This window comes from Pseudokineococcus lusitanus, assembly GCF_003751265.1.
Classification (GTDB): Bacteria; Actinomycetota; Actinomycetes; order Actinomycetales; family Quadrisphaeraceae; genus Pseudokineococcus; species Pseudokineococcus lusitanus.
Map to the genome: position 1 here is coordinate 42,601 of NZ_RJKN01000002.1, position 24,739 is coordinate 67,339.

The 24,739-nt window shown below is 79.2% G+C and carries 25 protein-coding genes; 10 read left to right on the plus strand and 15 right to left on the minus strand.

Annotation, left to right across the window (positions count from 1 at the left end; genetic code table 11):
• Positions 1-12 precede the first annotated feature (12 nt).
• The 4 genes from EDC03_RS17470 to ssd are packed head-to-tail and all read right to left on the minus strand — an operon-like array spanning position 13 to position 3,927.
• The gene (locus tag EDC03_RS17470) at positions 13-624 is read right to left on the minus strand and encodes a type II secretion system F family protein (protein WP_158674185.1); all 612 of its coding nucleotides are present in this window, start codon (positions 622-624) and stop codon (positions 13-15) included.
• A complete protein-coding gene (locus tag EDC03_RS17475; RefSeq protein ID WP_158674186.1) occupies positions 621-1,370 on the minus strand; it encodes a type II secretion system F family protein in 750 nt (249 codons plus the stop codon). The genes EDC03_RS17470 and EDC03_RS17475 overlap by 4 nt, the downstream gene beginning before the upstream one ends.
• On the minus strand, positions 1,367-2,602 hold the full coding sequence (locus tag EDC03_RS03455; RefSeq protein WP_241967012.1) for a TadA family conjugal transfer-associated ATPase: 1,236 nt from the start codon (positions 2,600-2,602) through the stop codon (positions 1,367-1,369). Before EDC03_RS03455 ends, EDC03_RS17475 begins: the two co-directional genes overlap by 4 nt.
• Positions 2,599-3,927 (minus strand): septum site-determining protein Ssd, encoded by a 1,329-nt coding sequence (ssd, locus tag EDC03_RS03460; protein ID WP_158674187.1) that lies wholly within the window; start codon positions 3,925-3,927, stop codon positions 2,599-2,601. The genes EDC03_RS03455 and ssd overlap by 4 nt, the downstream gene beginning before the upstream one ends.
• 226 nt (positions 3,928-4,153) lie before the next feature.
• Between ssd and EDC03_RS03465 the strand changes: the two genes are divergently transcribed.
• From EDC03_RS03465 to EDC03_RS03475, 3 genes are read left to right on the plus strand one after another with little or no spacing between them, the layout of a single operon-like run.
• On the plus strand, positions 4,154-4,861 hold the full coding sequence (locus EDC03_RS03465; protein ID WP_158674188.1) for an HAD family hydrolase: 708 nt from the start codon (positions 4,154-4,156) through the stop codon (positions 4,859-4,861).
• Positions 4,858-6,009, plus strand: coding sequence for a hypothetical protein (locus tag EDC03_RS03470; RefSeq protein ID WP_123378848.1), 1,152 nt, complete (start codon positions 4,858-4,860; stop codon positions 6,007-6,009). Before EDC03_RS03465 ends, EDC03_RS03470 begins: the two co-directional genes overlap by 4 nt.
• A gap of 2 nt (positions 6,010-6,011) precedes the next feature.
• Positions 6,012-7,064 (plus strand): endonuclease/exonuclease/phosphatase family protein, encoded by a 1,053-nt coding sequence (locus tag EDC03_RS03475; protein ID WP_123378849.1) that lies wholly within the window; start codon positions 6,012-6,014, stop codon positions 7,062-7,064.
• 13 nt (positions 7,065-7,077) lie between these two features.
• Here the strand turns inward: EDC03_RS03475 and EDC03_RS03480 are convergent, their stop codons facing one another.
• A complete protein-coding gene (locus EDC03_RS03480; protein ID WP_123378850.1) occupies positions 7,078-8,277 on the minus strand; it encodes a hypothetical protein in 1,200 nt (399 codons plus the stop codon).
• Complete coding sequence (locus EDC03_RS03485; RefSeq protein WP_123378851.1) at positions 8,274-8,714, minus strand: hypothetical protein; 441 nt, start codon at positions 8,712-8,714, stop codon at positions 8,274-8,276. Before EDC03_RS03485 ends, EDC03_RS03480 begins: the two co-directional genes overlap by 4 nt.
• 283 nt (positions 8,715-8,997) lie before the next feature.
• On the opposite strand from EDC03_RS03485, the gene EDC03_RS03490 reads away from it, so the two are divergent.
• The 5 genes from EDC03_RS03490 (at position 8,998) to EDC03_RS03510 (ending at position 14,809) form a co-directional block, all read left to right on the plus strand.
• On the plus strand, positions 8,998-9,372 hold the full coding sequence (locus tag EDC03_RS03490) for a DUF485 domain-containing protein (RefSeq protein WP_123378852.1): 375 nt from the start codon (positions 8,998-9,000) through the stop codon (positions 9,370-9,372).
• Positions 9,372-11,030 carry a solute symporter family protein gene (locus EDC03_RS03495; protein WP_123378853.1) on the plus strand — a complete coding sequence of 553 codons (1,659 nt, stop codon included), beginning with the start codon at positions 9,372-9,374 and terminating at the stop codon, positions 11,028-11,030. Before EDC03_RS03490 ends, EDC03_RS03495 begins: the two co-directional genes overlap by 1 nt.
• 61 nt (positions 11,031-11,091) lie before the next feature.
• Positions 11,092-13,170, plus strand: a complete 2,079-nt coding sequence (gene acs, locus EDC03_RS03500) for an acetate--CoA ligase (protein ID WP_123378854.1) — start codon at positions 11,092-11,094, stop codon at positions 13,168-13,170.
• A gap of 248 nt (positions 13,171-13,418) precedes the next feature.
• A complete protein-coding gene (locus EDC03_RS17480) occupies positions 13,419-13,868 on the plus strand; it encodes a phage holin family protein (protein WP_158674189.1) in 450 nt (149 codons plus the stop codon).
• Between the two features lie 143 nt (positions 13,869-14,011).
• Positions 14,012-14,809, plus strand: a complete 798-nt coding sequence (locus tag EDC03_RS03510) for an alpha/beta fold hydrolase (protein WP_241967014.1) — start codon at positions 14,012-14,014, stop codon at positions 14,807-14,809.
• Between the two features lie 24 nt (positions 14,810-14,833).
• Here the strand turns inward: EDC03_RS03510 and EDC03_RS03515 are convergent, their stop codons facing one another.
• From EDC03_RS03515 to nth, 3 genes are read right to left on the minus strand one after another with little or no spacing between them, the layout of a single operon-like run.
• Positions 14,834-16,078, minus strand: coding sequence for a MarP family serine protease (locus tag EDC03_RS03515; protein WP_158674190.1), 1,245 nt, complete (start codon positions 16,076-16,078; stop codon positions 14,834-14,836).
• Positions 16,075-16,830, minus strand: coding sequence for an NUDIX hydrolase (locus EDC03_RS03520; protein ID WP_158674191.1), 756 nt, complete (start codon positions 16,828-16,830; stop codon positions 16,075-16,077). Before EDC03_RS03520 ends, EDC03_RS03515 begins: the two co-directional genes overlap by 4 nt.
• Positions 16,827-17,549: an endonuclease III gene (nth, locus tag EDC03_RS03525; RefSeq protein WP_241967015.1), complete on the minus strand. Its 723-nt coding sequence runs from the start codon at positions 17,547-17,549 to the stop codon at positions 16,827-16,829. Before nth ends, EDC03_RS03520 begins: the two co-directional genes overlap by 4 nt.
• A gap of 216 nt (positions 17,550-17,765) precedes the next feature.
• On the opposite strand from nth, the gene EDC03_RS03530 reads away from it, so the two are divergent.
• Both EDC03_RS03530 and EDC03_RS03535 read left to right on the plus strand, forming a co-directional pair.
• Complete coding sequence (locus EDC03_RS03530) at positions 17,766-18,221, plus strand: hypothetical protein (protein WP_123378857.1); 456 nt, start codon at positions 17,766-17,768, stop codon at positions 18,219-18,221.
• A gap of 77 nt (positions 18,222-18,298) precedes the next feature.
• Positions 18,299-18,976: a Crp/Fnr family transcriptional regulator gene (locus EDC03_RS03535; protein ID WP_199719913.1), complete on the plus strand. Its 678-nt coding sequence runs from the start codon at positions 18,299-18,301 to the stop codon at positions 18,974-18,976.
• Here the strand turns inward: EDC03_RS03535 and EDC03_RS03540 are convergent.
• The 6 genes from EDC03_RS03540 to EDC03_RS03560 form a co-directional block, all read right to left on the minus strand.
• Positions 18,957-19,838: an MBL fold metallo-hydrolase gene (locus EDC03_RS03540; protein WP_199719914.1), complete on the minus strand. Its 882-nt coding sequence runs from the start codon at positions 19,836-19,838 to the stop codon at positions 18,957-18,959. The two genes, EDC03_RS03535 and EDC03_RS03540, sit on opposite strands and share 20 nt — an antisense overlap.
• Complete coding sequence (locus EDC03_RS03545; protein WP_123378858.1) at positions 19,835-20,713, minus strand: NUDIX hydrolase; 879 nt, start codon at positions 20,711-20,713, stop codon at positions 19,835-19,837. Before EDC03_RS03545 ends, EDC03_RS03540 begins: the two co-directional genes overlap by 4 nt.
• 4 nt (positions 20,714-20,717) lie before the next feature.
• Positions 20,718-21,218 (minus strand): RidA family protein, encoded by a 501-nt coding sequence (locus tag EDC03_RS03550; RefSeq protein ID WP_123378859.1) that lies wholly within the window; start codon positions 21,216-21,218, stop codon positions 20,718-20,720.
• A gap of 5 nt (positions 21,219-21,223) precedes the next feature.
• Entirely contained in the window at positions 21,224-21,379 is a 156-nt protein-coding gene (locus EDC03_RS17770; protein ID WP_171203742.1) for a Sp36 family protein, read from the minus strand.
• Positions 21,380-21,388: 9 nt separating this feature from the next.
• A complete protein-coding gene (locus tag EDC03_RS03555) occupies positions 21,389-22,264 on the minus strand; it encodes a DNA-formamidopyrimidine glycosylase family protein (protein WP_123378860.1) in 876 nt (291 codons plus the stop codon).
• Between the two features lie 577 nt (positions 22,265-22,841).
• Positions 22,842-24,599 (minus strand): bifunctional metallophosphatase/5'-nucleotidase, encoded by a 1,758-nt coding sequence (locus EDC03_RS03560; RefSeq protein WP_241967016.1) that lies wholly within the window; start codon positions 24,597-24,599, stop codon positions 22,842-22,844.
• Between the last annotated feature and the right edge of the window lie 140 nt (positions 24,600-24,739).

Below are 24,739 nucleotides of genomic sequence, written 5' to 3' on the forward strand. Positions count from 1 at the left end.
GGGCGACGCCGCTCACGGGGCCAGCACCCGTCCGGCCAGGGCGAGCACGACCGGCACGACGCCGACGAGCGCGAAGGCCGGCAGGGCGCAGACGCCGAGGGGCAGGACGAGCCGCACGCCCAACGCCGCCGCGCGGCGCTGGGCCTCGCGGGCCCGACGGCGGCGCAGCTCGGTGGCGGCGTCGCGCAGCAGCGCGGCCCCCGGCGCCCCCGCCCGGGCGGCCAGGCCGAGGGGGCCCACGAGCGGGCGGAGGGTGGCGGGGGCGCCCGCCCACGCCTCGTCCCACGGCGCGCCGAGCCGCAGCAGCCCGCAGCGCCGGCGCAGCTCCTCCTCGTCCGCCGTCGGCGCGCCGTCCCGGGTCGCCGCGGTCGCCCGCACGGCCGCCCCGAGCGCCGGGCCGGGCGGTGTGCCCGCGTCGAGCGCCGCGGCGACGAGGTCGAGCAGCAGCGGCACGTCGAGGCCGTCGCCCTCCTCGCCCCGACGGCCGCGCCACCTCCACCGGCTGGCCGCGGCAGGTCGCTCCGACGTCCCGGGGGCGACGAGCCGGGGCAGCCGCGGGTCCTCCGCCGGCGCGAGCACGACGACCCCCGCCGCGAGGACGAGCAGGGCGACGACGGCGCTCACGGCGACGGCGGCCGGCGGGCCGCCGCGACGAGACGGCGCACCCACACCAGGCCCGCCCCGGCGAGCATCAGGCCCCCGACGGCGCACGCGCGGCCGAGCGGCGTGCCCACCAGGACGGCGAGGGGCGCCGCCCCCGCCAGCGTGCCGAGGACGAGCCCGAGGAGCGGGAGCGCCAGGAGGACGCGGGCCGTCGCCCGGGGCGCGGCGAGGGCGGCCGTCCGCGCGTCGTCGGCGTCGGCGTCCTCGCGCAGCGCCGCCGCCAGGCGTCGCAGCACGAGGGCCGGGGGCGCCCCGGTGCGCTCGCAGACCTCGACGGACGCCGCGGCCGCCGCGACCGCCCGCCGGCCCGTGGCGTCGTCGAGCCCCGGCAGGCGGGCCCGGAGCGCGGGGGCGCAGGGCTCGCCCCGCGCGGCCGCCGCGGCGGCCGCGGCCCACGCACCCGCCGGGCCGGGACCGCAGGCCTCGACGAGGTGCCGCCACGCCGTCGGCGCCGCGGGGCCCGCCCGGAGGAGGACCGCGAGCTGGGCGAGGTCCGCCCCCGCCGCGGCCCCGACGCGCACGGCCTCGCGCCGTCGGGGCACGGCGGCGACGAGCCGGCGCACGGCGACGCCGCCGGCCGCGGGAGGGCGTCCGGGCCCGGCCGCCGGGCCCACCAGCCGCTCGAGCCGCGCGACCGCCCGGCCCCGGCCCGGGCCGGCGAGCAGCACGGCCGCGCCGACGAGCGCGGCCACGACCACGGCGCTCACGACGGCGTCCCCCCGGGGCCCCGGCCGCCGTCGCCGCCCGCCGCGGCCCGCTCCTCGGCCGGGTCGAGCCCGAGCCGCCGCGCCAGGACGGGCCACGCGGGTCCCGCCCCCGCACGGTCGAGAGCCGGCTCGACGACGAGCTCGTCGCCGCGGCGGCCGACGACCGCCACCTCCTCGAGCCGCCGTCCCGCCGGGCCGCGCCGCACGTGCAGGACGACGTCGAGGGCGCTGGCCGCCTGGGCGGCGAGCGCGCGCCCGTCGAGGCCGCCGAGGGCCGCCAGGGCCTCGAGGCGGGCCGGCACGTCGGCGGCCGCGTTGGCGTGGACCGTGCCGCAGCCGCCCTCGTGCCCGGTGTTGAGCGCGGCCAGCAGGTCCCGCACCTCGGCGCCGCGGCACTCCCCGACGACGAGCCGGTCGGGCCGCATCCGCAGGGCCTGGCGCACGAGGTCCGCGAGGCCGACCGCACCGGCGCCCTCGACGTTGCCGTGCCGGGCCTCCAGCCGGACGACGTGCGGCAGCGCGGGCAGCAGCTCGCCGGCGTCCTCGACGAGCACGACGCGCTCCGCGGGGTCCGCCAGCCCGAGGAGGACCGACAGTACGGTCGTCTTGCCCGCCCCCGTCCCGCCGGACACGAGGAAGGCGAGCCGACGGCGCACGAGCGCGCGGAGCACCGGCGCCCACGCCGCGGGCACCGCGCCGCCGGCGACGAGCCGCCCCAGGTCGAGCGCGCGGCGGCGGGGCACGCGCAGCGAGATGACCGTGCCGCCGGGCGAGACCGGGGGCAGCACCGCGTGGAGGCGGACGCCGTCGGGCAGGCGCGCGTCGACGCACGGGCTCGCGTCGTCGAGACGCCGTCCGGCGCCCGCGGCGAGCCGGACGGCGAGGGCGCGCACGGCCGCCTCGTCGCCGAGGTCCACCCGCGCCCGGCGCAGCCCGTCGCCGCCCGGGCCGCCGTCCCCGTCCACCCACACCTCCCGGGGGCCGTTGACGAGGACGTCCGTGGTCCCCGGCGCGTCGAGCAGGACCTGCAGGGGCCCGGCCCCGACCAGCTCGGCGCCCAGCCGCGGGCCCGCGGCGAGCAGGCCGTCGGTGCCGAGCGGGCGTGGGTCGGCCGTCAGCGCCCGGGCCACCTGCAGCGGCGTGGCGCCCCCGTCCTCCGCGACGAGGGCGGCCCGCACCCGCGCCAGCAGGCCGGGGTCCACCGCGGCCGGGTGGGCCGTCGCCGCGGTCACCGGGTCCCCACGACGGCGCGGGCCGGCAGGCGGCCCGGGACGCCGGGCCGCCACCCCGGGCCGGGCGGCGCCGGGGCCCCCGACGCCGGGGTCGCGGCCGGGGTCGGGGCCGGGGCCGGTCCGCGTCCCGTCCGCGCCCGTCGGGCCGGCGGCGGCCCGGACCGGCGACGGCCCGGGGGCCCGACGAGACCCGCGACGTCCTCGAGCACCTCCTCGGCCGCCCGCAGGAGCGGTACCGGCCGCCGGTGCGGGGGCGCCGCGCCCCGGGCCAGCCGGGCGGCGAGCGGTCCGTCGGCCGGCAGGGCGCGGACCGAGAGGGAGCCGAGCGCCCGGCCCAGCTGGGCGGGCGTCGCCGTCGCGGGCGCCCCGTCCCGCACGAGCAGGTGCACGGGCGGGAGGCCGGGCCCGAGAGCGGCCAGCAGGCGGGCCGCGGCGACCCCGGCGCCGACGTCCGCCGGCAGCACGACGAGGAGCGGGGGCCCGCCGCCCGCGCCGGCCACCGCGGCGCGCACCACCGAGGGGTCGCGGGGGAGGTCGAGCACGACGACGTCGTGGCTGCGCCGCGCCGCCGCCACCACCGCCCGCGCCGCCTCCGGGGGGACGGACGGGCCCGCCCCCGGCCGGCCGGGGGCGAGCACGTCGACACCGGCGGCGTGCGGCAGCACGCCGTCGAGGAGGTCCGGCCGGAGGGTCCCGCGGACGCCGGCGAGGTCCGGCCAGCGCAGGCCGGGCTCCTCCTCCACGCCGAGCAGCACGTCCGCCCCCGGTCCGAGCGGGTCGAGGTCCGCGAGCAGGACCGCGGCGGGGCGTCGACCGCGGTCGACGCCCGCCGCGGCCAGGGCGAGCGCGACCGCCGTCGTCGAGGCCCCCGCACCGCCGCACCCGCCGACGACGGCGACCACGGCCGCGTCGGCCGGCCGCCCGTCCGCGGCGAGCAGCAGCTCGTCGACGAGCCGCCCCTCGTCGCCGGGCAGGACCAGCACGGCGACGGCCCCCGCCTCGAGCGCCCGGCGCCAGACGCCCTCGTCGGCCGGGGCGGCGGCGACGACGAGGCGCCGCGCCCCGGCCACCGGCGGGGCGGCCGTCCGGGCCAGGACGTCGTCGCCGAGGAGCTCGAGCCGGACCCCCCCGCCCGGTCCCGTGACCGCCGGCGCACCGACGCCCGTCGGGCGGTCCCCGCCGTGACCGACCGCCCCCGGCCCGACCACCTCGCACGCGGCGCCGGCCAGCGCGGCGCACCGCCGGACCTGCTCGGCCAGCCACGCCGACCCCGTCACGAGCTCCGCGCCCGGGCGCCCCCGGGCACCCTCGCCGACCGTCGCCACGCCCCACCTCCCGTCCCCGCCCGCGGGCGGGCCCGGCGGGCCGCACGGACCGCCGGGGCCAGCAGAGCCGTCGCGGACGGTCGGCGTCCGACCGCGCGGCGCGCCGGTGGACGGGCCCGCCGCGGTGGCGCCTGTGCGCGCCGCCCGCTCACCCCACCGAGGACCCACCCTCCCGGGCGCACCCGTCCGGCCCTCGCGCCTCGGGGCACCTGCCTACGCTGCCCCCGTGCCGACGACGCCGGAGCCGCAGGCCGTGGCCCTCTTCGACGTCGACCGGACCCTCCTCGCCCGCTCGAGCGTGCTGGCGCTCGCGGGGCCCCTCCACGCCGCGGGCCTCCTGCCCCTCGCCGGCCTCATGAGGGCGCTGCGGGAGCAGCTGGTCTTCACCCGTGGCGGCGCCGACCACGCCCGGATGGAGCGGGGCCGTCGCCTCGTCGCGGCGCAGGTGGCCGGGTGGGACCGCCGCACCGTCGTCGAGGTCGTCGAGGCGGCGCTGCACAGCCACCTCGCCCCGCTCGTCTTCGCCGAGGCCCGGGCGCTCGTCACGGAGCACCGCCGCCGCGGCGACGCCGTGGCGCTCGTGACGACCGCGGCCGTCGAGGTCGCGGAGCCGATCGCCCGCCTCGTCGGCGCCCAGCACGTGCTGGCCTCCCGCCTCACCGCGGTGGACGGCCGCTGGACGGGCGACCTGGACGTCTACGCCTACGGGCCGCACAAGGCGGTGATGGCCCGGGACCTCGCCGACGAGCACGGCTACGACCTCGCCCGCAGCACCGCCTACTCGGACTCGGTGACGGACCTCCCCCTGCTCGAGCTCGTGGGGCGGCCGCACGCCGTCAACCCGGACCGGGCGCTGCTGCGGGCGGCCCGGGGGCGGCAGTGGCCGGTCCTGCGCTTCGCGCCGCTCCCGCGCCGCGGGCGGGGGGCGGCGTGAGCCGCGACAGCATCGGCGACGAGGAGCGCTCGCCGTGGCGGGCGCCCCTCCCCGGGACGCCGTCCTCGCCCCCCGAGGCCCCCTCCGCCCCCTCGACGCCCCCTCCCGCGGCGCCGCCGGTCCCCCCCGGCCCGACGGAGGTCGGGGACGGCGTGACCGACGACCTCGACGGTCCCCTCGCGGACCCCGGCCGCACCCCGCCCGCCGACGACGGGCCGCGGGGCGCGCGGGCGCTCCTGCGCCCGGGCGGCCGTCGTGCGGTCGGGCTCCTCGTCGTCGGCGCCCTCCTCGGGGCGGCGGGCACGGGTCTGGCGGTCCGCGCGCGGGACGCCGACCGCGTGGCCCTCGCCGCCGGCGAGTCCTGGGCCAGCGGCCTGGTGCCGGGCGGCGCCGAGGACCTCATCCAGGTGAACCTCGTGCTCGTCAACACCGGCGACGAGGACGTGGAGGTCGTCGGCGGCGGCGTCGGCCGCGACGAGAGGGTCGAGGGGGAGGTCAGCCAGCTCCGGCCGGGCCGGGCGGTGCCGGACGGCGGCGCCGTCGTGCCCGCGGCCGGGAGCGCCTACCTCAACCTGTCCGTGACGGCGTCCTGCGACGACCTCCCGGCCTGGGAGCCCTGGGTCCGCGTGCGCACGGCGGGGGGCGGGACACCCGTCGTCGACCTGCCGAGCGTGGACACCGGCATCGGCTTCGGCGGCGTGGGGGGCGACCCCCTCTCGCAGGCGTGCGTCGACCTCCCGCCGACGACGACCCCGTCCGTGGTGGGGACCGAGGTCGGGGACGGCGGCGTGCTGACCGTCGTCGTCGACAACGCCACCGACGTCGCCTACACGGTCGTCGTCGACGACCCGGGGCCGCTCGGGGTGGCCCTGGAGGCGGGCGGCGGCGGTGCCGTCGTCGGGCCGGGGCAGACGCCGGTGCCGCTGACGGTCGACCCGCCCGACTGCGACGCCGCGCTGGCCCTCGGCGCGGACGCCCTCGCGCCCGTCCTCGTGGCCCGCAGGAGCGACGACGCCGGCACCGGTCCCGGGGAGTCCTTCCTCTTCCTCGACCCCTACAGCACGGGGACCGGCCTCGGCGTCGCCCTGGGTCGTGCCTGCCCGGACGACCCCGCGAGCGCCCCGGTCGGCGACGGCGAGGGCCGCTGACCGTGACCGCGGCCCTCGTCGTCCTGGTCGTCCTCGTCGTCCTCGGCGCCCTGCTCACCACCACCCGGTGGTGGGACGTCGACCACGACCGCCGCGGGGCGCCGCTCGTCGTCCGCGCCCAGGCGCTCGTCCCGCTCGTCGGCCCGGCCGCGGCCGGGGCGCTGGCCGTCGGCCTCGTCACGGGCGCCGGGCTCCTCGCCGTCCTCGCCGGGGCGCTGCTGGCCGTCCACGTCGTCCTCGCGCTGCCGGCCTGGTGGGCGGTCGCGCCCGACGAGCGCCGGGCGACGGCGGAGGGCGACGAGGTCGTCGTCCTCGCCGTCAACACCTGGTACGGCCGGGCGGACGCCGCCGCCACGGCGTCGCTGCTGCGCCGGGTCCGCCCCGACGTCGTCGCGCTCGTCGAGGTGTCGCCCGCCGGGCTGTCCCGTTTGGAGGGCGCCGGGCTGGCCGACGAGCTCCCGCACCGGGTCGGGCGGGCGGCCGACGGCGGCGTCGGCACGGTCGTCCTCTCCCGCTGGCCTCTCGCGGTCCCCGCCGTCCTCGGCCCCCTCGGACGGCTCCCGCTCGAGGGCACCGCCGCGCCCGGCCCGGGCCAGGACCCCAGCAGCGACAACCCGCTCGTCGAGGTGGCCGTCCCGGGCCGCGCGCCGCTCGTCGTCCGCGCCGTCCACCCCTACTACCCCGCGACCGACGACGTCGGCGCGTGGCGCCGCCAGCTCGGCGCCCTCGACCGGTGGGCGCGCGAGCACGTCGCCGCGCGTCCGGGGCCCCTCGTCGTGCTGGGCGACCTCAACGCCACCGCCGACCACGCGTGCCTGCGCCGCCTCCTGGCGCCCGGCGGGCCGCTGCGCCTCGCCGCGCACGAGGTCGGCGGCGGGCGGCGGCCCACGTGGCCCTCGCCGGGCCGGTGGCCGGGCCTTCCCGGTCTCCACGGCCTCCTGGCCATCGACCACGTGCTCGTCCACGGCGTCCACGTCGTCGCGGCCGGCACCGCGCCCGTCGCGGGCACCGACCACGCGGCCGCCTGGGCCCGCCTGCGCCTGCCGGCCGCCTGACCCGCGCCCGGCGTCACCCCTCGCCGCGTCGCACGCAGCGCTCGACCTCCCGTGCCCGGCGCGCGGCCCCGGCGGCGGCCCGCGCGCCGTCGTCGCGGCGTGCCTGCTCGGCGGAGGTGCGCCGGGCCGCCCCGAGGTGGTCCGGCCGCTCCCACGGCGGGACGGCGGACCGCGGCACGGCCGTGACGACGCCGACGACCGCGGTCCCCGTCTCCAGCCCGACCTCCGACGACGCGGTGACGGCCCTCCCGGGGGACGCGGCCGCGGCCCGGGCCACGGCGCCCCCCGTCCCCGCCAGCCCGACGGCCGCGACGCCGCCGAGGGCGGCCCCGGTGTCGTGCTGGACGAAGTGGCCGAGCGCCGCGTCGGACGCCCCGCCGACCACCGCCGCCGCCCGCGAGCCCACCTGCGCCGGCGCGAGCGGCACGGGCGCGAGCACGGTGGAGACGGCCGCCGACCCGCGCGAGACGGCGGCGTAGCCGGCCGCGTGGACGTGGACGTGCTCGCCCACCCCGTCCTCCCACACCTCGCGCCGCAGGCGCGCGACGGGCGTCCGGCCCGGCCGGACGGTGCCGCCGTCCGCGGCCACGACGTCCGAGCCGTCCTCCGCCCCGACGGGACCGCCGCCCTGCCCCGCCCACGGCGCCCGGAGCCCCTCGGCCGTCGCCGCGGCGAGGCGCTGCGCCGCCCGCCCCTCCTCCTCGGCGTAGCGCTCGTGCAGCTGCCGGGCCTCCGCCGCCACGCCCGCGGCGACGGCCGCCGCCGCGTCGAGCCGCGCCGTCGCGCCGGCCACCTCGCGCGCGCGGGCCAACGGGTCCACGGCCGGCCCCCGGCCGCCGCCCACGAGCCGCTGCGCGACGGCCACGGCACCGGACACCCGCCCCACCTCCTGCGTGGCCGCGGCCATCCGGACCTCCAGCAGGTCGGCCTCCCGCTGCAGCCGCGCGAGCGCGGCGCCCCAGGCGTCGACGACGTCGGCCGCCCCGACCACGCCCACGGCGACGAGCCGCAGCGCGCTCGGCAGCGCGGCCACGCGCTCGCGGTGGGCGCGGGAGGCCGGTCCCTCCCACGCGCCCGCCTCCTCCCTCGCCGCGTGCCCCGCCGCGTCCAGCCGGGCCGCCAGCCCTCGCAGCGCCGCCGCGAGGGACCGGCAGCCGGCGACGTCGCCGGGGCAGGGGTCGAAGCCCAGCGCCGGCAGGTGCCGCGCGGTCACGGCGCCCCGCCGTCGGCCGGGGCGGGCGGGCCGAGCACGGCCGGGGTCGCGGCACCGTCCGGGTCCGGCCCGGCGACGGGGCCGGGGAGCCCTGGCGGTGTCGGTCCGAGCGGGACCGGCGGCGCCGGGGGCCCGAGGACCGCCGGGACGAACGACGCCGCCACGGCGGCCTCGCAGCCGTCGTAGGCCGCGGCCGCCGCCCCGAGGTCCGCCGCGGCGACGTCGGCCAGCCGCCGGAGGGCCCCGACGTGGGTCGCCCAGTCCGCCTGCGCCCGCTCGACCTCCCGGACGAGGCGACGGCCGCCGAGCACGGACGGCGCCAGCGCCGTCCCCCGGGCGGCGACCGCGGCGAGGTCCTCCGCCGTCGTCACGAGAGCGGCCCGGACGGCCAGGAGCCGCTCCCCGTCCACGACGACCCGTCCGGCACCCGCCCCCACGGCTCCCCCTCCGTCCCGCCCCGGCGGGCGACGTCCCGGGCCACCGCCCGGACCGCGCCGCACGCTAGGACGACGGGCGGGTCTCCCGCCGGGGCCCGCCTGCCGCCTGTGGACGACGGTCGTCCGCACGCCGCCCGGGTGCTCCCGCGGACCGCTACCGGCGCGCCGCGGTCGTGCCGCCCCGGACCGTCGGAGGCCTGTGGCACCCTGCGGCCCACCGGGTCCGACGACGGCCCGGGTCCCACGACGCCGGCAGAGCCGCCGGCCCGCGCAGGAGGCACCGATGCCCCGACCGCACGAGGAGCCGGCGAGCGGCGACGCCGCCCGGCCCGGGGGGCCCTCGCGGCCCGCCACCGCGGAGGAGGTGCAGCAGACGCCCGAGTTCGCGGCCCTGCGCCGCAGCTTCCGCCGCTTCATCTTCCCGATGACCGCGCTGTTCCTGTCCTGGTACGCGCTCTACGTCCTGCTCGCCGCCTTCGCCCCCGGCTTCATGAGCCAGCGTCTCGGCGGCAGCACCATCACCGTGGGCCTGCTCTTCGGTCTGGGGCAGTTCGTCTCGACGTTCGCCATCACGATGATCTACCGCTCGTGGGCGGACAAGAAGTTCGACCCCGAGGCCGAGCGCCTCCGGGAGCGCATCGAGGGGGCGGCGGTCTGATGGGCGTCCTCGCAGCACCGACGACGCTCGACGTCGGCTCCCCGGTCCTCAACATCGCGATCTTCCTCGTCTTCGTCGTCGTGACGCTCGCGATCGTCCTGCGGGCGAGCAAGAGCACGAAGACCGCGGCGGACTACTACGCCGGCGGCCGCAGCTTCAGCGGCCCCCAGAACGGCTTCGCCATCGCCGGCGACTACCTCTCGGCGGCGAGCTTCCTCGGCATCGCCGGGGCCATCGCCGTCTACGGCTACGACGGCTTCCTCTACTCCATCGGCTTCCTCGTGGCGTGGCTCGTGGCCCTGCTGCTCGTGGCCGAGCTCCTGCGCAACACCGGGCGCTTCACGATGGCCGACGTCCTCAGCTTCCGGCTGCGGCAGCGCCCCATCCGCATGGCGGCGGCGCTGGCCACGCTGGCCGTCTGCTTCTTCTACCTCATCGCGCAGATGGCGGGCGCCGGCGGCCTCGTCGCCCTCCTCCTCGGCATCGAGGGGCAGGCGGGGCAGTACGTCGTCGTCGCCGTCGTCGGCCTCGTCATGATCGCGTACGTCCTCATCGGCGGCATGAAGGGCACCACCTACGTCCAGATGGTCAAGGCGGTGCTGCTCATCGCCGGCGCCCTCGTCATGACCGTCTGGGTCCTCGCGCGGTACGGCTTCGACCTGTCCGCCGTGCTCCAGGCGGCGGTCGACACGTCGGCGTCGCAGGGCCTCGAGGACGCCGAGCGGCTGCTCGGGCCCGGGCTCCAGTACGGCGCCAGCACGACGACGCTCGTCAACTTCCTGTCGCTGTCGCTGGCCCTCGTGCTCGGCACCGCCGGCCTGCCGCACGTGCTCATGCGCTTCTACACGGTGCCCACCGGCAAGGAGGCCCGCCGCAGCGTCGTGTGGGCCATCTGGCTCATCGGCCTCTTCTACCTGCTGACGCTCGTCCTGGGCTACGGCGCAGCGGCTCTCGTGGGCCGCGAGGACATCCTCGCCGCCCCCGGCGGCGTGAACTCGGCCGCGCCCCTCCTGGCCTTCCAGCTCGGCGGCACGGTCCTGCTGGGCCTCATCGCGGCGGTCGCCTTCGCGACGATCCTCGCCGTCGTCGCCGGCCTCGCCATCACCGCGGCGACGTCCTTCGCGCACGACATCTACGCCAGCGTCATCAAGAAGGGCACCGTCTCCCCGGACGGCGAGCTCAAGGTGGCGCGCCGCACCGTCGTCGTCATCGGCGTCGTGGCGATCCTCGGCGGCATGGCGGCCATCGGCCAGAACGTCGCCTTCCTCGTGGCCCTCGCCTTCGCGGTGGCGGCCAGCGCCAACCTGCCGACGATCGTCTACTCGCTCTTCTGGCGCCGCTTCACCACCCGCGGCGCGCTGTGGAGCATGTACGGCGGGCTCGTCAGCACGATCGTGCTCATCGCGTCGTCGCCGGTCGTCAGCGGCCGCGTGGACCCGGTCACCGGCGCCTCGACGTCGATGATCCGCGACACGTCCGTGGACTTCTCGTGGTTCCCCCTCGACAACCCCGGCATCGTCTCCATCCCGCTGGCCTTCTTCCTCGGCTGGCTCGGCACGGTCACGAGCAGGCCCGAGGCCGACCACGAGGCCAAGGCCGCCCAGATGGAGGTGCGCGCCCTCACCGGGGCGGGCGCCGAGAAGGCCGTCGACCACTGACGGACCCCGGCCGGTCGGCCCCCTGCCCGCCGGGGGGCCGACCGGCCGGACCCGCGCCACCATGGCGCGGTCCCGGGGCCCCGCCCCGGCCGCCCGACCCGCACCAGCACCGACCCGCGCCCCGCCCGGGCGCGCCCGCGAGGAAGGACACGCCGTGCCCGACGAGGCCACCACGCAGGAGACCTACCCGCCGCCGCCGGACCTGGCGCGCGACGCCGTCGCGCAGCCCGAGCTCTACGCGCGGGCGGACGCCGACCGGCTGGCCTTCTGGGCCGACCAGGCCCGCACGCTGCTGGACTGGGAGACCGACTTCACGCAGACGCTCGACTGGGACCGGGCGCCCTTCGCCCGCTGGTTCGTCGGCGGCCGGCTCAACGTCGCGCACAACTGCGTCGACCGGCACGTCGAGGCCGGGAACGGCGACCGCGTGGCGATCCACTGGGAGGGCGAGCCCGGCGACCGCCGCACCATCACCTACGCCGACCTCGCCCGCGACGTCCGGCGCTGCGCCAACGCGCTCGAGGGCCTCGGCGTGAAGGCCGGCGACCGCGTCGCCCTCTACCTGCCGATGATCCCCGAGGCCGTCGTCGCGATGCTCGCGTGCGCCCGCATCGGCGCCCCGCACAGCGTCGTCTTCGGCGGCTTCAGCGCCGACGCGCTGCGCAACCGCGTCGACGACGCCGAGGCGGTCGTCGTCGTCACCGCCGACGGCGGGTACCGCCGCGGCGCCGCGGCCCCGCTCAAGGCCAGCGTCGACGAGGCGCTCGGCGACCCGGCGCGCGGGGGCCGCTCCGTGCGGTCGGTCCTCGTCGTCCGCCGCACCGGCCAGGACGTCGCGTGGACCGAGGGCCGCGACGTGTGGTGGCACGACGTCGTCGACGGCGCGAGCGAGGAGCACGAGGCGCAGGCCTTCGACGCCGAGCACCCGCTCTACATCCTCTACACGTCCGGCACGACGGGGAAGCCGAAGGGCATCCTCCACACGAGCGGCGGGTACCTCACGGGCGCGGCGTACACCCACCGCAACGTCTTCGACGTCCGGCCCGAGACCGACGTGTACTGGTGCGCCGCCGACATCGGCTGGGTCACCGGCCACAGCTACATCGTCTACGGGCCGCTCGCCAACGGCGTCACGCAGGTCATGTACGAGGGCACCCCGGACACGCCCACGCGCGAGCGGTGGTGGGAGGTCGTCGAGCGGTACGGCGTCACGCTGCTCTACACGGCGCCGACGACGGTCCGGACCTTCATGAAGTGGGGCGCGGACCTGCTCTCGGGCCACGACCTCTCGTCGCTGCGCCTCCTCGGCAGCGTCGGCGAGCCGATCAACCCCGAGGCGTGGGGCTGGTACCGCCGCCACGTCGGGTCGGACCGCACGCCCGTCGTCGACACGTGGTGGCAGACCGAGACCGGCTCGATCATGATCTCGCCGCTGCCGGGGATCACGACGACGAAGCCCGGCTCGGCCCAGCGCCCGCTGCCGGGCATCAGCGCGGCCGTGCTCGACGACACGGGCGCCCCGGTGGCCGACGGCCAGGCCGGCTACCTCGTCCTCACCGAGCCGTGGCCCTCGATGCTCCGCGGGATCTGGGGCGACGACGACCGCTACGTCGAGACGTACTGGTCCCGCTTCCCCGGCAGGTACTTCGCCGGCGACGGCGCCCGGCTCGACGAGGACGGCGACGTCTGGCTGCTCGGCCGGGTCGACGACGTCATGAACGTCTCGGGGCACCGGCTGTCGACCGCCGAGATCGAGTCGGCGCTCGTCAGCCACCCGAGCGTCGCGGAGGCGGCCGTCGTCGGCGCCGCCGACGACACGACGGGCCAGGCGGTCTGCGCCTTCGTCATCCTCCGCGCCGACGCCGCCCGCGCGGTGAGCGGCGAGGGCGACGAGGCGGACGCCGCCGCGCTCGTCAAGGAGCTGCGCGACCACGTGGCCCGCGAGATCAGCCCCATCGCCAAGCCGCGCCAGGTCCTCGTCGTCGCCGAGCTGCCGAAGACGCGGTCGGGGAAGATCATGCGCCGCCTGCTCCGCGACGTCGCCGAGGGCCGCGAGGCGGGCGACGTGACGACGCTGGCCGACAGCTCCGTCATGGGCACCATCCGCGCCGGGCTGCAGGGCCCGGCCGCCGACGGCTGAGCACCTCCCGACGCAGCAGGACCCCGTGGACGCCGTCCGCGGGGTCCTGCTGCGTCCGGGCCCCTGTCCCCGCTCCCGCCCGGTGCGTCCCGACCCGGCCCGCTCCTCCCGGGGCGCGCGCCACCGCCCGGCTGCGTAGGCTCGCCGCCCGGAGATCACGTGCGCAGCCGCGGGGTCCCCGCACGGCCTCCCGGCCGTGCGGAAGTACCGCCCGTCGCGCCGCCCGTGCCGCACCACCTGGAGGACCCGTGGCCCACCTCGCATCCCAGAGCCAGAACCGCCCGCAGACCGGGTCGACCCGCCCGGCCGCCCCCGCGGCGCCGGCGCAGGAGCGCTCCGTGGGGCAGCTCGTCGTCGCGGTCAAGCGCGACCTGCTCGCGCTGGTCAAGAGCGAGGTCGCCCTCGCCAAGGCGGAGATCGCGGGCGAGGCGAAGACCGCCGGCATCGGCGCGGGGATGTTCGCCGGGGCGGCCCTCTTCGGCTTCCTCGCCCTCGTCTTCCTCCTCGTCGCCGGCTCGCTCGCCCTCGCGCTGGTCCTGCCGACGTGGGCGGCGTTCCTCGTCGTCGGCGGCGTGCTCCTCCTGCTCGCCGGGCTGCTGGCGCTCGTCGGCAAGAGCCGCGTCTCCAAGGTCGGCACGCCCGAGCGCACCGTCCGCACCGCCCAGGGCAGCATCGCCGCCCTCAAGGGCCAGCGCTGACCCAGGGCCCGGCGGGGACGGGCGACGACGGGCTCGACCCGGTCCTCGTCCCCGGGCCGTGGGAGCACCGGCTCGTCCCCGCGGGCGGGGCCCGGTTCCACGTCGCCGTCGCCGGCCCGTCCGCGCCCGCGACGGCACCGCTCGTGGTGCTCCTGCACGGCTTCCCGCAGCACTGGTGGGCCTGGCGTCACCAGATCACCGCCCTCGCGGACGCCGGGCACCGCGTCGCCGCCATGGACCTGCGCGGCAGCGGGGCCAGCGACAAGACGCCCCGCGGCTACGACACGACGACGCTGGCCGCCGACGTCGGCGGCGTGGTGCGGGCGCTCGGCGCGTCCCGGGCCGTCGTCGTGGGGCAGGGCCTCGGCGGGCAGGTCGCCTGGGCCATGCCCGCGCTCGAGCCCGCCACGACCGTCGCCGTCGGCGTCCTGTCCGCCGCGCCCCCGACGGCGGCCCCCCTGGCCGCCCTCGCGCCGCGGCACGTCGTCAGCCACCGGCACACCGTCGGCCTGCAGCTCCCGCTCGTCGCCGGGCGGCGCCTGCGGGGCGAGCTCGTCCCCGAGCTGCTGGCCCGCTGGGCGGGCCCCGGGTGGCCCGGGGCCGCCGAGGCGCAGCGCTACGCCGCCGCCATGTCGACCCCGTGGGCCTCCCGCGCCGCCGTCGAGCGGCACCGGTGGGAGGTCCGCTCCCCGCTCCGCCGGGACGGCCGCCGGCTGCGGGCGGCCCTCGAGCGGCCGCTCTCGGTGCCCGTGCTCCAGCTCCACGGCGAGCTCGACGGCCTCCTGCCGCCGCGGGCCGCCCGGCCGCCGGCCGCCTGGGCCGGTCCGCAGCACCGCTTCGAGGTCCTGCCCGGGGTCGGCCACTTCCTCGCCGAGGAGGCACCCGCCGTCGTGACGGCGCGGCTGCTGGCGTGGCTGGCCGAGGTCCTGCCCTCCCGCTGACCCGCGCGGGACGCCCGCGGCGCGTCAGGCCGGCACGCACTCCCCGGTGCTCACCGCGGCGTCCGCCGTCGTGGCCGCCTCGAGCACGGGCGCGGCCTCGGCGAGCGTGAGCGCGTACCCGGTGCTCGCGTCGTCCACCGACCGGGCGAAGACGACGCCGACGACCTCGCCGTCGAGGCTGACGAGCGGGCCGCCGGAGTTGCCCGGCTGGACGCCGGCGCGCAGCGAGTAGACCTCGCGGACCACGCCCGGCTCGCCGTAGACGTCCTCGCCCTGCGCCGTCAGCACCTGCCGGACCGTGGCCGGCTCGACGGCGTACGGCCCGTCGAGCGGGAAGCCGAGGACCGCGGCGGCCTCCCCCGGCCCCAGCGGCTCGGCCGCCAGCGGCAGCGCCCCGCCGGTGAGGTCCGGGACGTCGAGGACGGCGAGGTCGCGCTCGGGGTCGTAGACGACGACCTCCGCCGGCAGCGGGTCGCCCACCCCGCCGACCTGGACCCGCGGGTCCTCGACGCCGGCGACGACGTGCGCGTTGGTCACGACCCGGCCGGGCGCCATGACGAAGCCCGACCCCTCGACCCCCCGGCCGCACTCGCGCGCGACGCCGTCGACCTTGACGACGCCCTGCCGGACGTCCTCGGCGACGGCGGCCGCGGCGGCGGCCTCCTCGCCGTCGGGCGCCTCGACGGGGAGGACGACCTCCTCGGCCCCGACGAAGACCCGCGGGAAGCCGCCCGCCTCGAGGGCCGAGCCGACCTCGGCGAAGACACGGCCCGCGTCCAGCGGGACGGCGCGGTCCAGCGCCGTGACCACGTGGCTGCCCTCCACGGCCCGCACGAGCACGGGGACGGGCGCGGCCCGGGCCGCCGCGGCGCCGAACCAGACGAGGACGCCGACGAGCACGAGCGACATGACGGCGCCGAGCAGCGCGTCGAGGACGCGCAGCGGCGTCCACGGGACGAGCGCCCGCAGCCGCGCGCCGACGGCGAGCAGGAGGGCCTGCCCGAGGAGCGCGGCGACGAGGACACCGCCCACGACGACGACGAGCCGCTGCCACGCGGGCTCCCAGCCGGCGACCGCGTCCGGCAGGAAGGCCGCCGCCAGCGCGCCGCCGCCGAGGAAGCCGACGAGCGAGAGGACGCCGAGCACGAGGCCGCGCCGGAGGCCGGCCAGCACGTTGAGGACGACGAGCAGGACGACGACGACGTCGACGACCACCCCGCCGTCGCCGAGCGGGCCCGTCGGCGGGGCGACCGCCAGCAGCCCGCTCACGCCGTCACCTGCGGGACGGCGGCCGGCGGCAGCGGCGCGGGGACCGTGCGGGCGCCGTCCCACGGCCGGGCGAGGCCGCCGGCCTCGAGCAGCGCGTCGAGCACGGCGGCGGTGAAGCCCCACACCAGCAGGCCGCCCACCTCGAAGCCCGGGCCCCGCCCGTGCTCGCGGCGGGACGTCGTGGGGCCGCCCGGCTCCGCGGGGTCTCGGGGGACGACGACGCGACGCTCCCAGGCGACGTGGACGCGGCGGGCCGGGTCCACGAGCTGCGCGACGGGCAGCCGGACCGCGCGGACGACCTCGGCCGGGTCGCCGGGCGCCACCGGCGAGGGCACCGGCTCCCACGCGAGGACCGGGGTGACGGCGTAGCCCTCCGGCGGGACCCGCAGCGGGCTCATCGTCCCCAGCACCTGCACCCCCTCCGTCGCCAGCCCCGTCTCCTCGCGCGCCTCGCGGAGCGCGGCCGCCACCGGGCCGTCGTCGCCGGGGTCCACGGCCCCGCCCGGCAGCGCCGGCTGCCCGGCGTGGGCGCGGGTGCTCGCGGCGCGCTCGACGACGAGGACGTCGCCGGTGCTTCCGGGGTCGGTCCCGTCCCCGGGCGACAGGCAGACGAGCACCGCCGCCGCCCGCCCCTCGCGGCGTCCCGCCCCGCGCCCGGAGGCCCCCCGGATCGCGAGGAGCGCCCGCGAGGCCGCGGGCGCGCCGTCGACGACCGCCGCCACCCAGGCCGGCACGCCGGCCGCGCCGCTCACCGGCGCCCGCTCTCGCGCACGAGGGCCGCGGCCAGGACGGGGTCGCTCTCGCCGACGCCCGCGGAGGGGCAGTCGCGCACCACGGGGCAGGCTCCGCACGCCGGCCGCCGGGCGTGGCAGGTGCGGCGCCCGTGGAAGATGAGGCGGTGCGAGAGCACCGTGCGGTCGCGGCGCTCGAAGAGGGCGTCCAGCTCGGCCTCGACCGCCACCGGGTCGGTCTGCTCGGTCCACCCGAGGCGGCGCGCGAGCCGGCCCACGTGCGTGTCCACCGTGATGCCGGGGACGCCGAAGGCGTCGCCGAGGACGACGTTCGCCGTCTTGCGCCCCACCCCCGGCAGCAGCACGAGGTCGGCCATCCGCGGCGGCACCTGGCCCCCGTGCTCGGCGACGAGCCGGGCCGACAGCCGCTGCACGGACTCGGCCTTGGCGCGGAAGAACCCCGTGGGGCGCAGGACCTCCTCCAGCTCGGCCCGGTCCGCCCCGGCGAGCGCGACGGCGTCGGGCCAGCGCGCGAAGAGCGCCGGCGTCACGCCGTTGACGCGCTGGTCGGTGGTCTGGGCGGAGAGCACCGTGGCGACGAGGAGCTCGAACGGCGTCGTGAAGTCGAGCTCGCACCGGGCGTCGGGGTAGCGCGCGGCCAGCGCCCGGTGGACGCGACGGGCCCGGCGCACGAGCTGCAGCCGTGACGTCGGCACGGTCGCGGGCGCGGGGCTGGGCACCTACGTGAATGTACGGGCGCCCCCCGACGGCCTGCCGCACGAGGAGCGACGCCGACCTCCCCGGGTCCCCCCGTCGGCGGTCACCACGCCGTCCGGGTGAGGCGTCGAGGCCGACCCGTGACCGTCCGGTCCGCCGTCCGGGGCATGCGCCGGGCGCGCGGGTGAGGCGCCTGCGCACCGTCTCAAGCGGCTCCGGGCGCCCGACGACGGAGGGGCATGGACACGACCGGAAGCCGCCTGGGCGGCAGCGACGACCTGGTGCGGCGACGCGCCGACCTCGTGGCGCGCGCGGAGCGGCTGCGGCTGTGGTCGCGCCTCGCGCGGGCCCGGATGGACCTCCTCGTGGCGCAGGTGTGCCCGCCCGACGAGGACGGCCTCGGCGGGCTCGCCTCCCTCGTGCTCGACGACGACCGCCCCGCCGCGGACCCCGTCGAGCAGCTCCTCGCCCTCCGCGAGGCGCGGCGCGAGCTGGCGCGCCGGCGCGAGGCGCTCGACGACGACGTGTGCTGGTCGACGGCCGTCCTCGTCCTCGACGGCCCGCCGGAGCCCACCTCGCCCTCGGCCCGGCCGGGGGCGCTCGAGCGGACGGGCGTCACCCCCGGCGCGGGCCTCGTGCCGCGGCCGCGCCGCGAGGCGCTGACCCTCGTGACCGGCGCGGCGCCGCGGGCCTGAGCCGCGCCGTCGGGCCCGGCTGGCAGACTCCGGTGCGACGCCGAGCCGACCGGGCGCGGCCGGACGGCAGGAGCCGCGTGGACGACGTCGTGCGCCGGGCACCCCTCTTCGCCGCCGTGGGCGACGACGCGGGCCAGGCCCTGCTCGCCTCCATGGTGCGCGTGGAGCTCTCCCGCGGGCAGGTGCTCTTCGGCGAGGGGGACGCGGGCGACCGGCTCTACGTCATCGTCGAGGGCACCGTGAAGCTCGGCCGCCGGGCCCCCGACGGCCGCGAGAACCTCCTCGCCGTCCTCGGTCCCGCGGAGATGCTCGGCGAGCTGTCCGTCTTCGACCCGGGCCCTCGCACGGCCACGGCCACGGCCGTGTCGCCCGTCGTCCTCGCCGGCCTCGGCCCGGACGACCTCGACCGCTGGCTCGAGGGCCGCCCCGAGGTGGCCCGCCAGCTCATGCGGGCCCTCGCCCAGCGGCTGCGCCGCACCAACGACTCCGTGGCGGACCTCGTCTTCACCGACGTCCCCGGCCGCGTGGCCAAGGCCCTGCTCGACCTGGCGGACCGCTTCGGCACCGCGGGGGCCGACGGCGAGGTCCGCGTCGCGCACGGCCTCACCCAGGAGGAGATCGCCCAGCTCGTGGGCGCCTCGCGCGAGACCGTCAACAAGGCCCTGGCCGACTTCGCCGCCCGCGGCTGGATCCGGCTCGAGGGACGCGCCGTCGTGCTGCTCGACGCCGACCGCCTCACCCGCCGGGCGCGCTGACCCCTCCGCTCCCGGGCGGCCCCTCCGCCGCCACGACCGCGAGCGCCGCCGCGGTCGACCGGACCGCCGGCGCCACGAGGTCGTCCGCCAGGCCCGGGTAGACCGCCGCGACGACCTCCTCGGGCGTCCGCGCCCCCGCGGCGACGGCGGCCCGCACCTGCTCCAGCCGCTCCCGCCGGTGGGCGAGGTAACCGCGCAGGACGCCGAGGGCGTCGTCGCGCACGGGCCCGTGCCCGGGCAGCAGACGCTGGACCTGCGCCTCGCCGACCTCCTCGGCGAGGCGTCCGAGCGACGCCAGGTAGGCGGCCAGGTCGCCGTCGGGGTGCGCGACGACGCTCGTCCCGCGGCCGAGCACCGTGTCGCCGGTGAGCAGGAGCGGCGCGCCCCCGGCGTCGGCCTCCAGCAGGAGGCAGACCGAGTCGCGCGTGTGCCCGGGCGTGCCGAGCACGTGCAGCCGACCGCCGGGGACCGCCACGACCTCCCCGTCGACGAGCGGGGCCGGCGTCGCGCCGTCGGGCGACCAGCAGAGCGCGGGGTCGGCCGCCCGGACGACGACGCGGACCTCCTCCCCCGACGCGGCGACGGCCAGGTCGCGGGCGCCCGCGCTGTGGTCGAGGTGGTGGTGGGTGAGCAGCACGAGCGCCACGCCGCCGTGCTCGGCCGCGGCCTCGAGCACCGCGGCCCGGTGGACGGCGTCGTCCGGCCCGGGGTCGACGACGACGCAGGCCCCCGCGCCCGGGGCGCCCAGCAGCCACGTGTTCGTGCCGTCGAGCGTCATCGGCCCCGGGTTCGGCGCGAGGACGCAGCGCGCGAGCGGCGCGACGCGGCCCCCGGCCCAGGGGCCCGCCGCGCCGTCGCTCACGGGTGCCCCGGCTGCTCGGGCAGGTCGACGAGCAGGTGGAGGTCGTCGGGGCCGCCCGCGACCCGCGGGGTGACGGCGTCGAGCGAGCGACGGCTCGCGAGGAGCTCCTCGAGGTCCTCGGCCGCGGCGAGCTCCTCGAGCGCCACCCGGGTGGGGGCGAGCAGGCGCAGGAGCCCGGCCGCCTCGGCGTCGAGGGCGTCGGCGGGCCGCCACCAGGCGCCCTCGTCGGCCTCCCCGGCGTGGCCGGGGGCGCCGTCGTGCCGCGCCCGCGCGCCCTGCGGAGCGACGGCGAGGAAGAACCACGTGTCGTGCCGCCGCGGGGCCACCTCGGGCGTCACCCAGCGCGCCCACGGCCGGAGCAGGTCGCTGCGCAGGGCCAGGCCGCGGCGCACGAGCAGCTCCGACAGCGACACCTCGCGGCGGGCCAGCGCCGCACGCTCGGCGTCCTCCTCGGCCGGCGGCAGCCCGACGCCGCCCGGCGTCGCGGCGTCCGGCCGGTGCCGGTCGACCTCCGCGAGCAGGACGCCGCACTCCTCGTACGTCTCGCGCACCGCGGCGCAGAGCAGAGCGGCGGCGTCCGCGTCGGGCAGGCCGAGGCGGCGGCCCCAGCCGTCGACGGGCGCACCGCGCCACGGGACCTCGGGGTCGGCGTCGCGCTCGTCGAGCCCGCCGCCGGGGAAGGCGGTGGCCCCCGGCGCGACCGCCATCGCGTCGGACCGCCGCAGCAGCCACACCTCGACCCCGGTGCCGCGCAGCGCGGGCTCGCGGACGAGCATCACCGTCGCCGCGGTGACGGCCGGGACGGGCCGCCGCCGGGACGGTCCGTCCGCGAGGACCGCCCTCAGGTCGGGCGGCAGGGGCAGACGACGCGGCACGCCGTCAGGAGGCGGGCGCGGCCGCGCGGGGGACGACCAGCGCCTGCAGCTCGACCTCGACGGGCGCCCCCAGCGGCAGCACCGCCACGCCGACGGCGCTCCGCGCGTGCCGGCCCGCGTCGCCGAGCACCTCGCCGAGGAGCTCGCTGGCGCCGTTGACGACGCCCGGCTGGCCGGTGAAGGCGGGGTCGCTCGCCACGAAGCCGACGACCTTGACGACGCGGACGTCGTCGAGCGTCTCGCCCTCGCGCAGCTGGGACGCGACGGCGGCGAGCGCGTTGAGGGCGCACGTGCGGGCGAGACCGACCGCGTCCTCGGGGCTCACGTGCCCCTCGCCGGTGCCGACCGTACCGGCGGCGACGAGCGAGCCGCCGCTCATCGGCAGCTGGCCGGACGTCCACACGACGTCCCCGGCCCGCACGGCCGGCTGGTACGACGCCAGCGGCGGGACGACGTCGGGCAGCGCGAGGCCGAGCGCCTCGAGCCGGTCGAGGGCGGCGACCACGCCGGTCAGCCCTTCGGGCGCTTGAGGTAGGCGACGAGCCCGTTGCCGTCGGGCCCCGGGACGACCTGCACGAGCTCCCAGCCGTCCTCGCCGAAGTTGTCGAGGATCTGCTTCGTCGCGTGGATGATGAGCGGCGCCGTCATGTACTCCCACTGCTGCATGGCCCGACCCTAGAGGCCGGGCCCGACGGCGGCCCCGCGGGCGCCCGCCGACCCGGGCGCCGGCTGGCACCGCGGGCACCACCACGTGCGCCGCCTCTCCGGGTCCCCGACGACCTCGGCCTCCACCGAGATGGTCGTCCGGCACCGCAGGCACGGCTTGCCCGCCCGCCCCACCACCCAGTGCTGGGCGCCGCGCCGGGTGTCCCCCGTCGTCACCTGGTACGCCCCCGGCACGGTGACGGAGTGCCGCAGCATCCGCGCGGCCAGCGCGACGACGGGCGGCAGGTCCACCTCCCCCACGGGCGTCGACGGGTGCAGCCCCCGCAGGAAGCACGTCTCGTCCGCCCAGAGGTTCCCGATGCCCGCGAGGTTCCGCTGGTCCAGCAGCGCGACCTTGATGCTCCGCTCGGGCCGCGCCGCGAGCCGCCGCACGGCCTCCTCGGCCCCGCCCTCGCCCCACCCGTCCCCCAGCAGGTCCGGCCCCAGGTGCCCGACGACGTCGCCCTCCGCGTCCGTCGCGACGAGCTCGACCACCGGCATCGTGAGCGCGACCGCCGTCGGCCCGGGCGCCCCGTCCGCCAGCCCGGGCCCGCCCGTCGTCGCGAGCAGCACCCGGATGTCCGGCTCCATCCGCCGCGGCAGCACCTTCCCCGGCGAGAGCACGGTCCACGACCCGTCCATCCGCAGGTGCGTGTGGAGGGTGAGCCCGCCCTCGAACCGCGTCAGCAGGTTCTTCCCCCGCGACACGGTCCCGAGCACGGCCCGCCCCGACAGGTCCGCCGTCGCGTGCCGCGGCACCCGGAAGTCGCTGCGCCGCACCCGCGTCCCCCGCAGCTTCGCGTCGAGCGTCCTGGCGACGAGGTAGACGCTGTCCCCTTCCGGCACGCCCCGATCCTCACCTGGCTGGTCTCGCTGTGCTCACCGGCGCTCGGTCACCTCGCGGGCGGCACCGCGGGCGCTCTGGCACTGGCTCGGCGCGCCGTGGCTCGGCGCCGTACGGGTACCGGCGCCGGCCTTACGTGCCTGCCGCGCCCACGGCACCCCCCGCCCTTCGCCGTCACCGGGCCGACGGCGACGAGCCCGTCACCCGAGGGGGTGCTGCCGAGGCGACCAGATGGGCAGATATCAGGAGGAGCGGGTCGCGAGCCCTCCCCGGTTCACAGCGCCCCAGGTCCATCGACGTGGTCACCCGAGCCTCTGCACGGGGGACGGGATACATCCCGCCGCCCGTGCAGAGGCTGACGCGAGGTGCGGCACGAGCGGGCGGTGCGGGGCTCGCGGCAGGCACGTAAGGCCGGCGCCCCGAGCCCGACGAGACCCGGCCGGAGCGCGCCGAGCCAGTGCCAGAGCGAGCCCCGCGGCGTCCGCGGACCCGGCCCGACCCACCCGACCAGCACGGGCGGCGAGACGACCGGACCCCCGCGCCCAGCAGGCACGGGGGTCCGGTCGGGCGACGAGAGGGTCAGTCGAACAGGGGCTCGCCGTCCGCGACGAGGCGCCAGTTCTCCTGGGCGAAGTCCGCCGGGTCGATCGAGCCCGTCTCCTGCGCGCGCTCGATCAGGAGACCACGGATGTCCTGCTGGCGGTCGTAGACGAGGGGCGCGGTGGCGACGTGGGGGAACTGGCCGCCGCCGCTGCGGCGGTAGTTGTTGACCGCGACGACGACCTCGTCGTCGTCGCCGAGGACGACGCCGTCGATGGTCAGCTCGCCGATGCGGTCGCCGACGGGGCGGGCGAGGTCGACGTCGTAGGTGACGCCGGCCAGCTGGTCGAGGTTGTAGTCCGGGGTCACGCCGGCGTTGAGGGAGGCGGGGTCGGACGGGTCGGCCGGCGGGACCTGGGCGTAGTAGCGCGCCGAGTACTCGAGGTAGTCGTGGAGCTGGGCGCCCGTCATCCGGACGGCCTGGAGGGTGTTGTCGAAGATGTAGAGCCCGGCGACGTCGCTGATGGTCACCTCGCCGGCGGGGAAGACGGCGTCGGCGCGGAAGGGCGCGGCGACGGAGACGACGGGGAGGTCGGCGTCGGGCGTGCCCGCGAGGCCCTCGGCGACGACGTCGCGCTGGACGTCGTGGACGAAGTCCATGATCGGGACGTCGCGCCAGCGGGCGTCGCGGGCCGTGAGCTCGGTGGCCGAGGTCGCGACGACGGTGGAGACGTAGTCGAGCGTGCGCTGGTGCCAGGGCTGGACGAGGTCGACGAAGGCCGGGTCCTCGGGGAAGTCGCCGGCGCGGAGCTCCTCGACGTCGGCGCCGACGACGCGCCACTGGGCGGCGCGGGTGCGCTCGAGGCGGAGGTCGGTCGCGGTCACGGAGGCGCCGTAGCGGTAGGGCTGCGTGACGAGGACCTTCTTGCCGGGCGTGGCCTGCGAGTCGAGCCACGTCTCGGGGCCGCGCTGGTGGCTGTGGCCGACGACGACGACGTCGACGCCCGGCACCTGGGTGGCGATGGCGTCGCTCGCGTTCTCGGCGGGCAGCGACGGGTCGTAGGACGAGGGGCCGGAGCGGCCCGAGTGGGAGAGGACGACGACGACGTCGGCGCCCGCGGCGCGCACGTCGGCGACGTGGCGCTGCGCGGCCTCGACCATGTCGCCGAAGGCGAGGCGGCCCTCGACGTTCTGGCGGTCCCACACCTGCGAGCCGGGCGTCGTCAGGCCGACGACGCCGACGTCGACGAGGGCGCCGCCGCCGGCGGGGCGCACGCGCTGGATGGTCCACGGGGCGAAGGCCGGCTCGCCCGTGGCGACGTCGGTGACGTTGCCGCCGAGGAGCGGGGCGTCGAGGTCGTCCTCGTACCGGCCGAGGAGGTCGAGGCCGTAGTTGAACTCGTGGTTGCCGAGGACGGCCGCGTCGTAGCCGAGCGCGTTGAGCGCCGTGGCCATGGGGTGCTCCTCGCCGCTCTCGGTGACGGGGGCGCTCGTCGCCGAGCCGCGCGCCGCGACGTAGGTCAGCGGGGTGCCCTGGATGGTGTCGCCGTTGTCGACGAGCAGGACGGAGCGGGGGCCGCGGTCGGCGCGGACCTCCGCGATGGCCGAGGCGGCGCGCGCGAGGCCCTGCTCGGCGCCGGCCGCCGTCGGGGCGCCGGTGAAGTAGTCCCAGTCGCGGAGGTTGCCGTGGAGGTCCGTCGTCGCGACGAGCGTCATCGTCGCGCCGCGGGAGCCCCGCCGGTCGTCCGCCTGCGCCGCGGGCGCCGCCGCGGCGACGAGCGCCCCCACCGCCACCACGGCGACCAGCCTGCCGCGGCCGGCGGCCGTCCTGCGCGTCCTGCTCGTCCTGCCCTGGGCGCGGCCCATGACCGTCTCCTCGTGCTCGTCCGACGTCGGGGTCCCCGACGGCCGTCGACGGTATCCCGCAGGTCCGACAT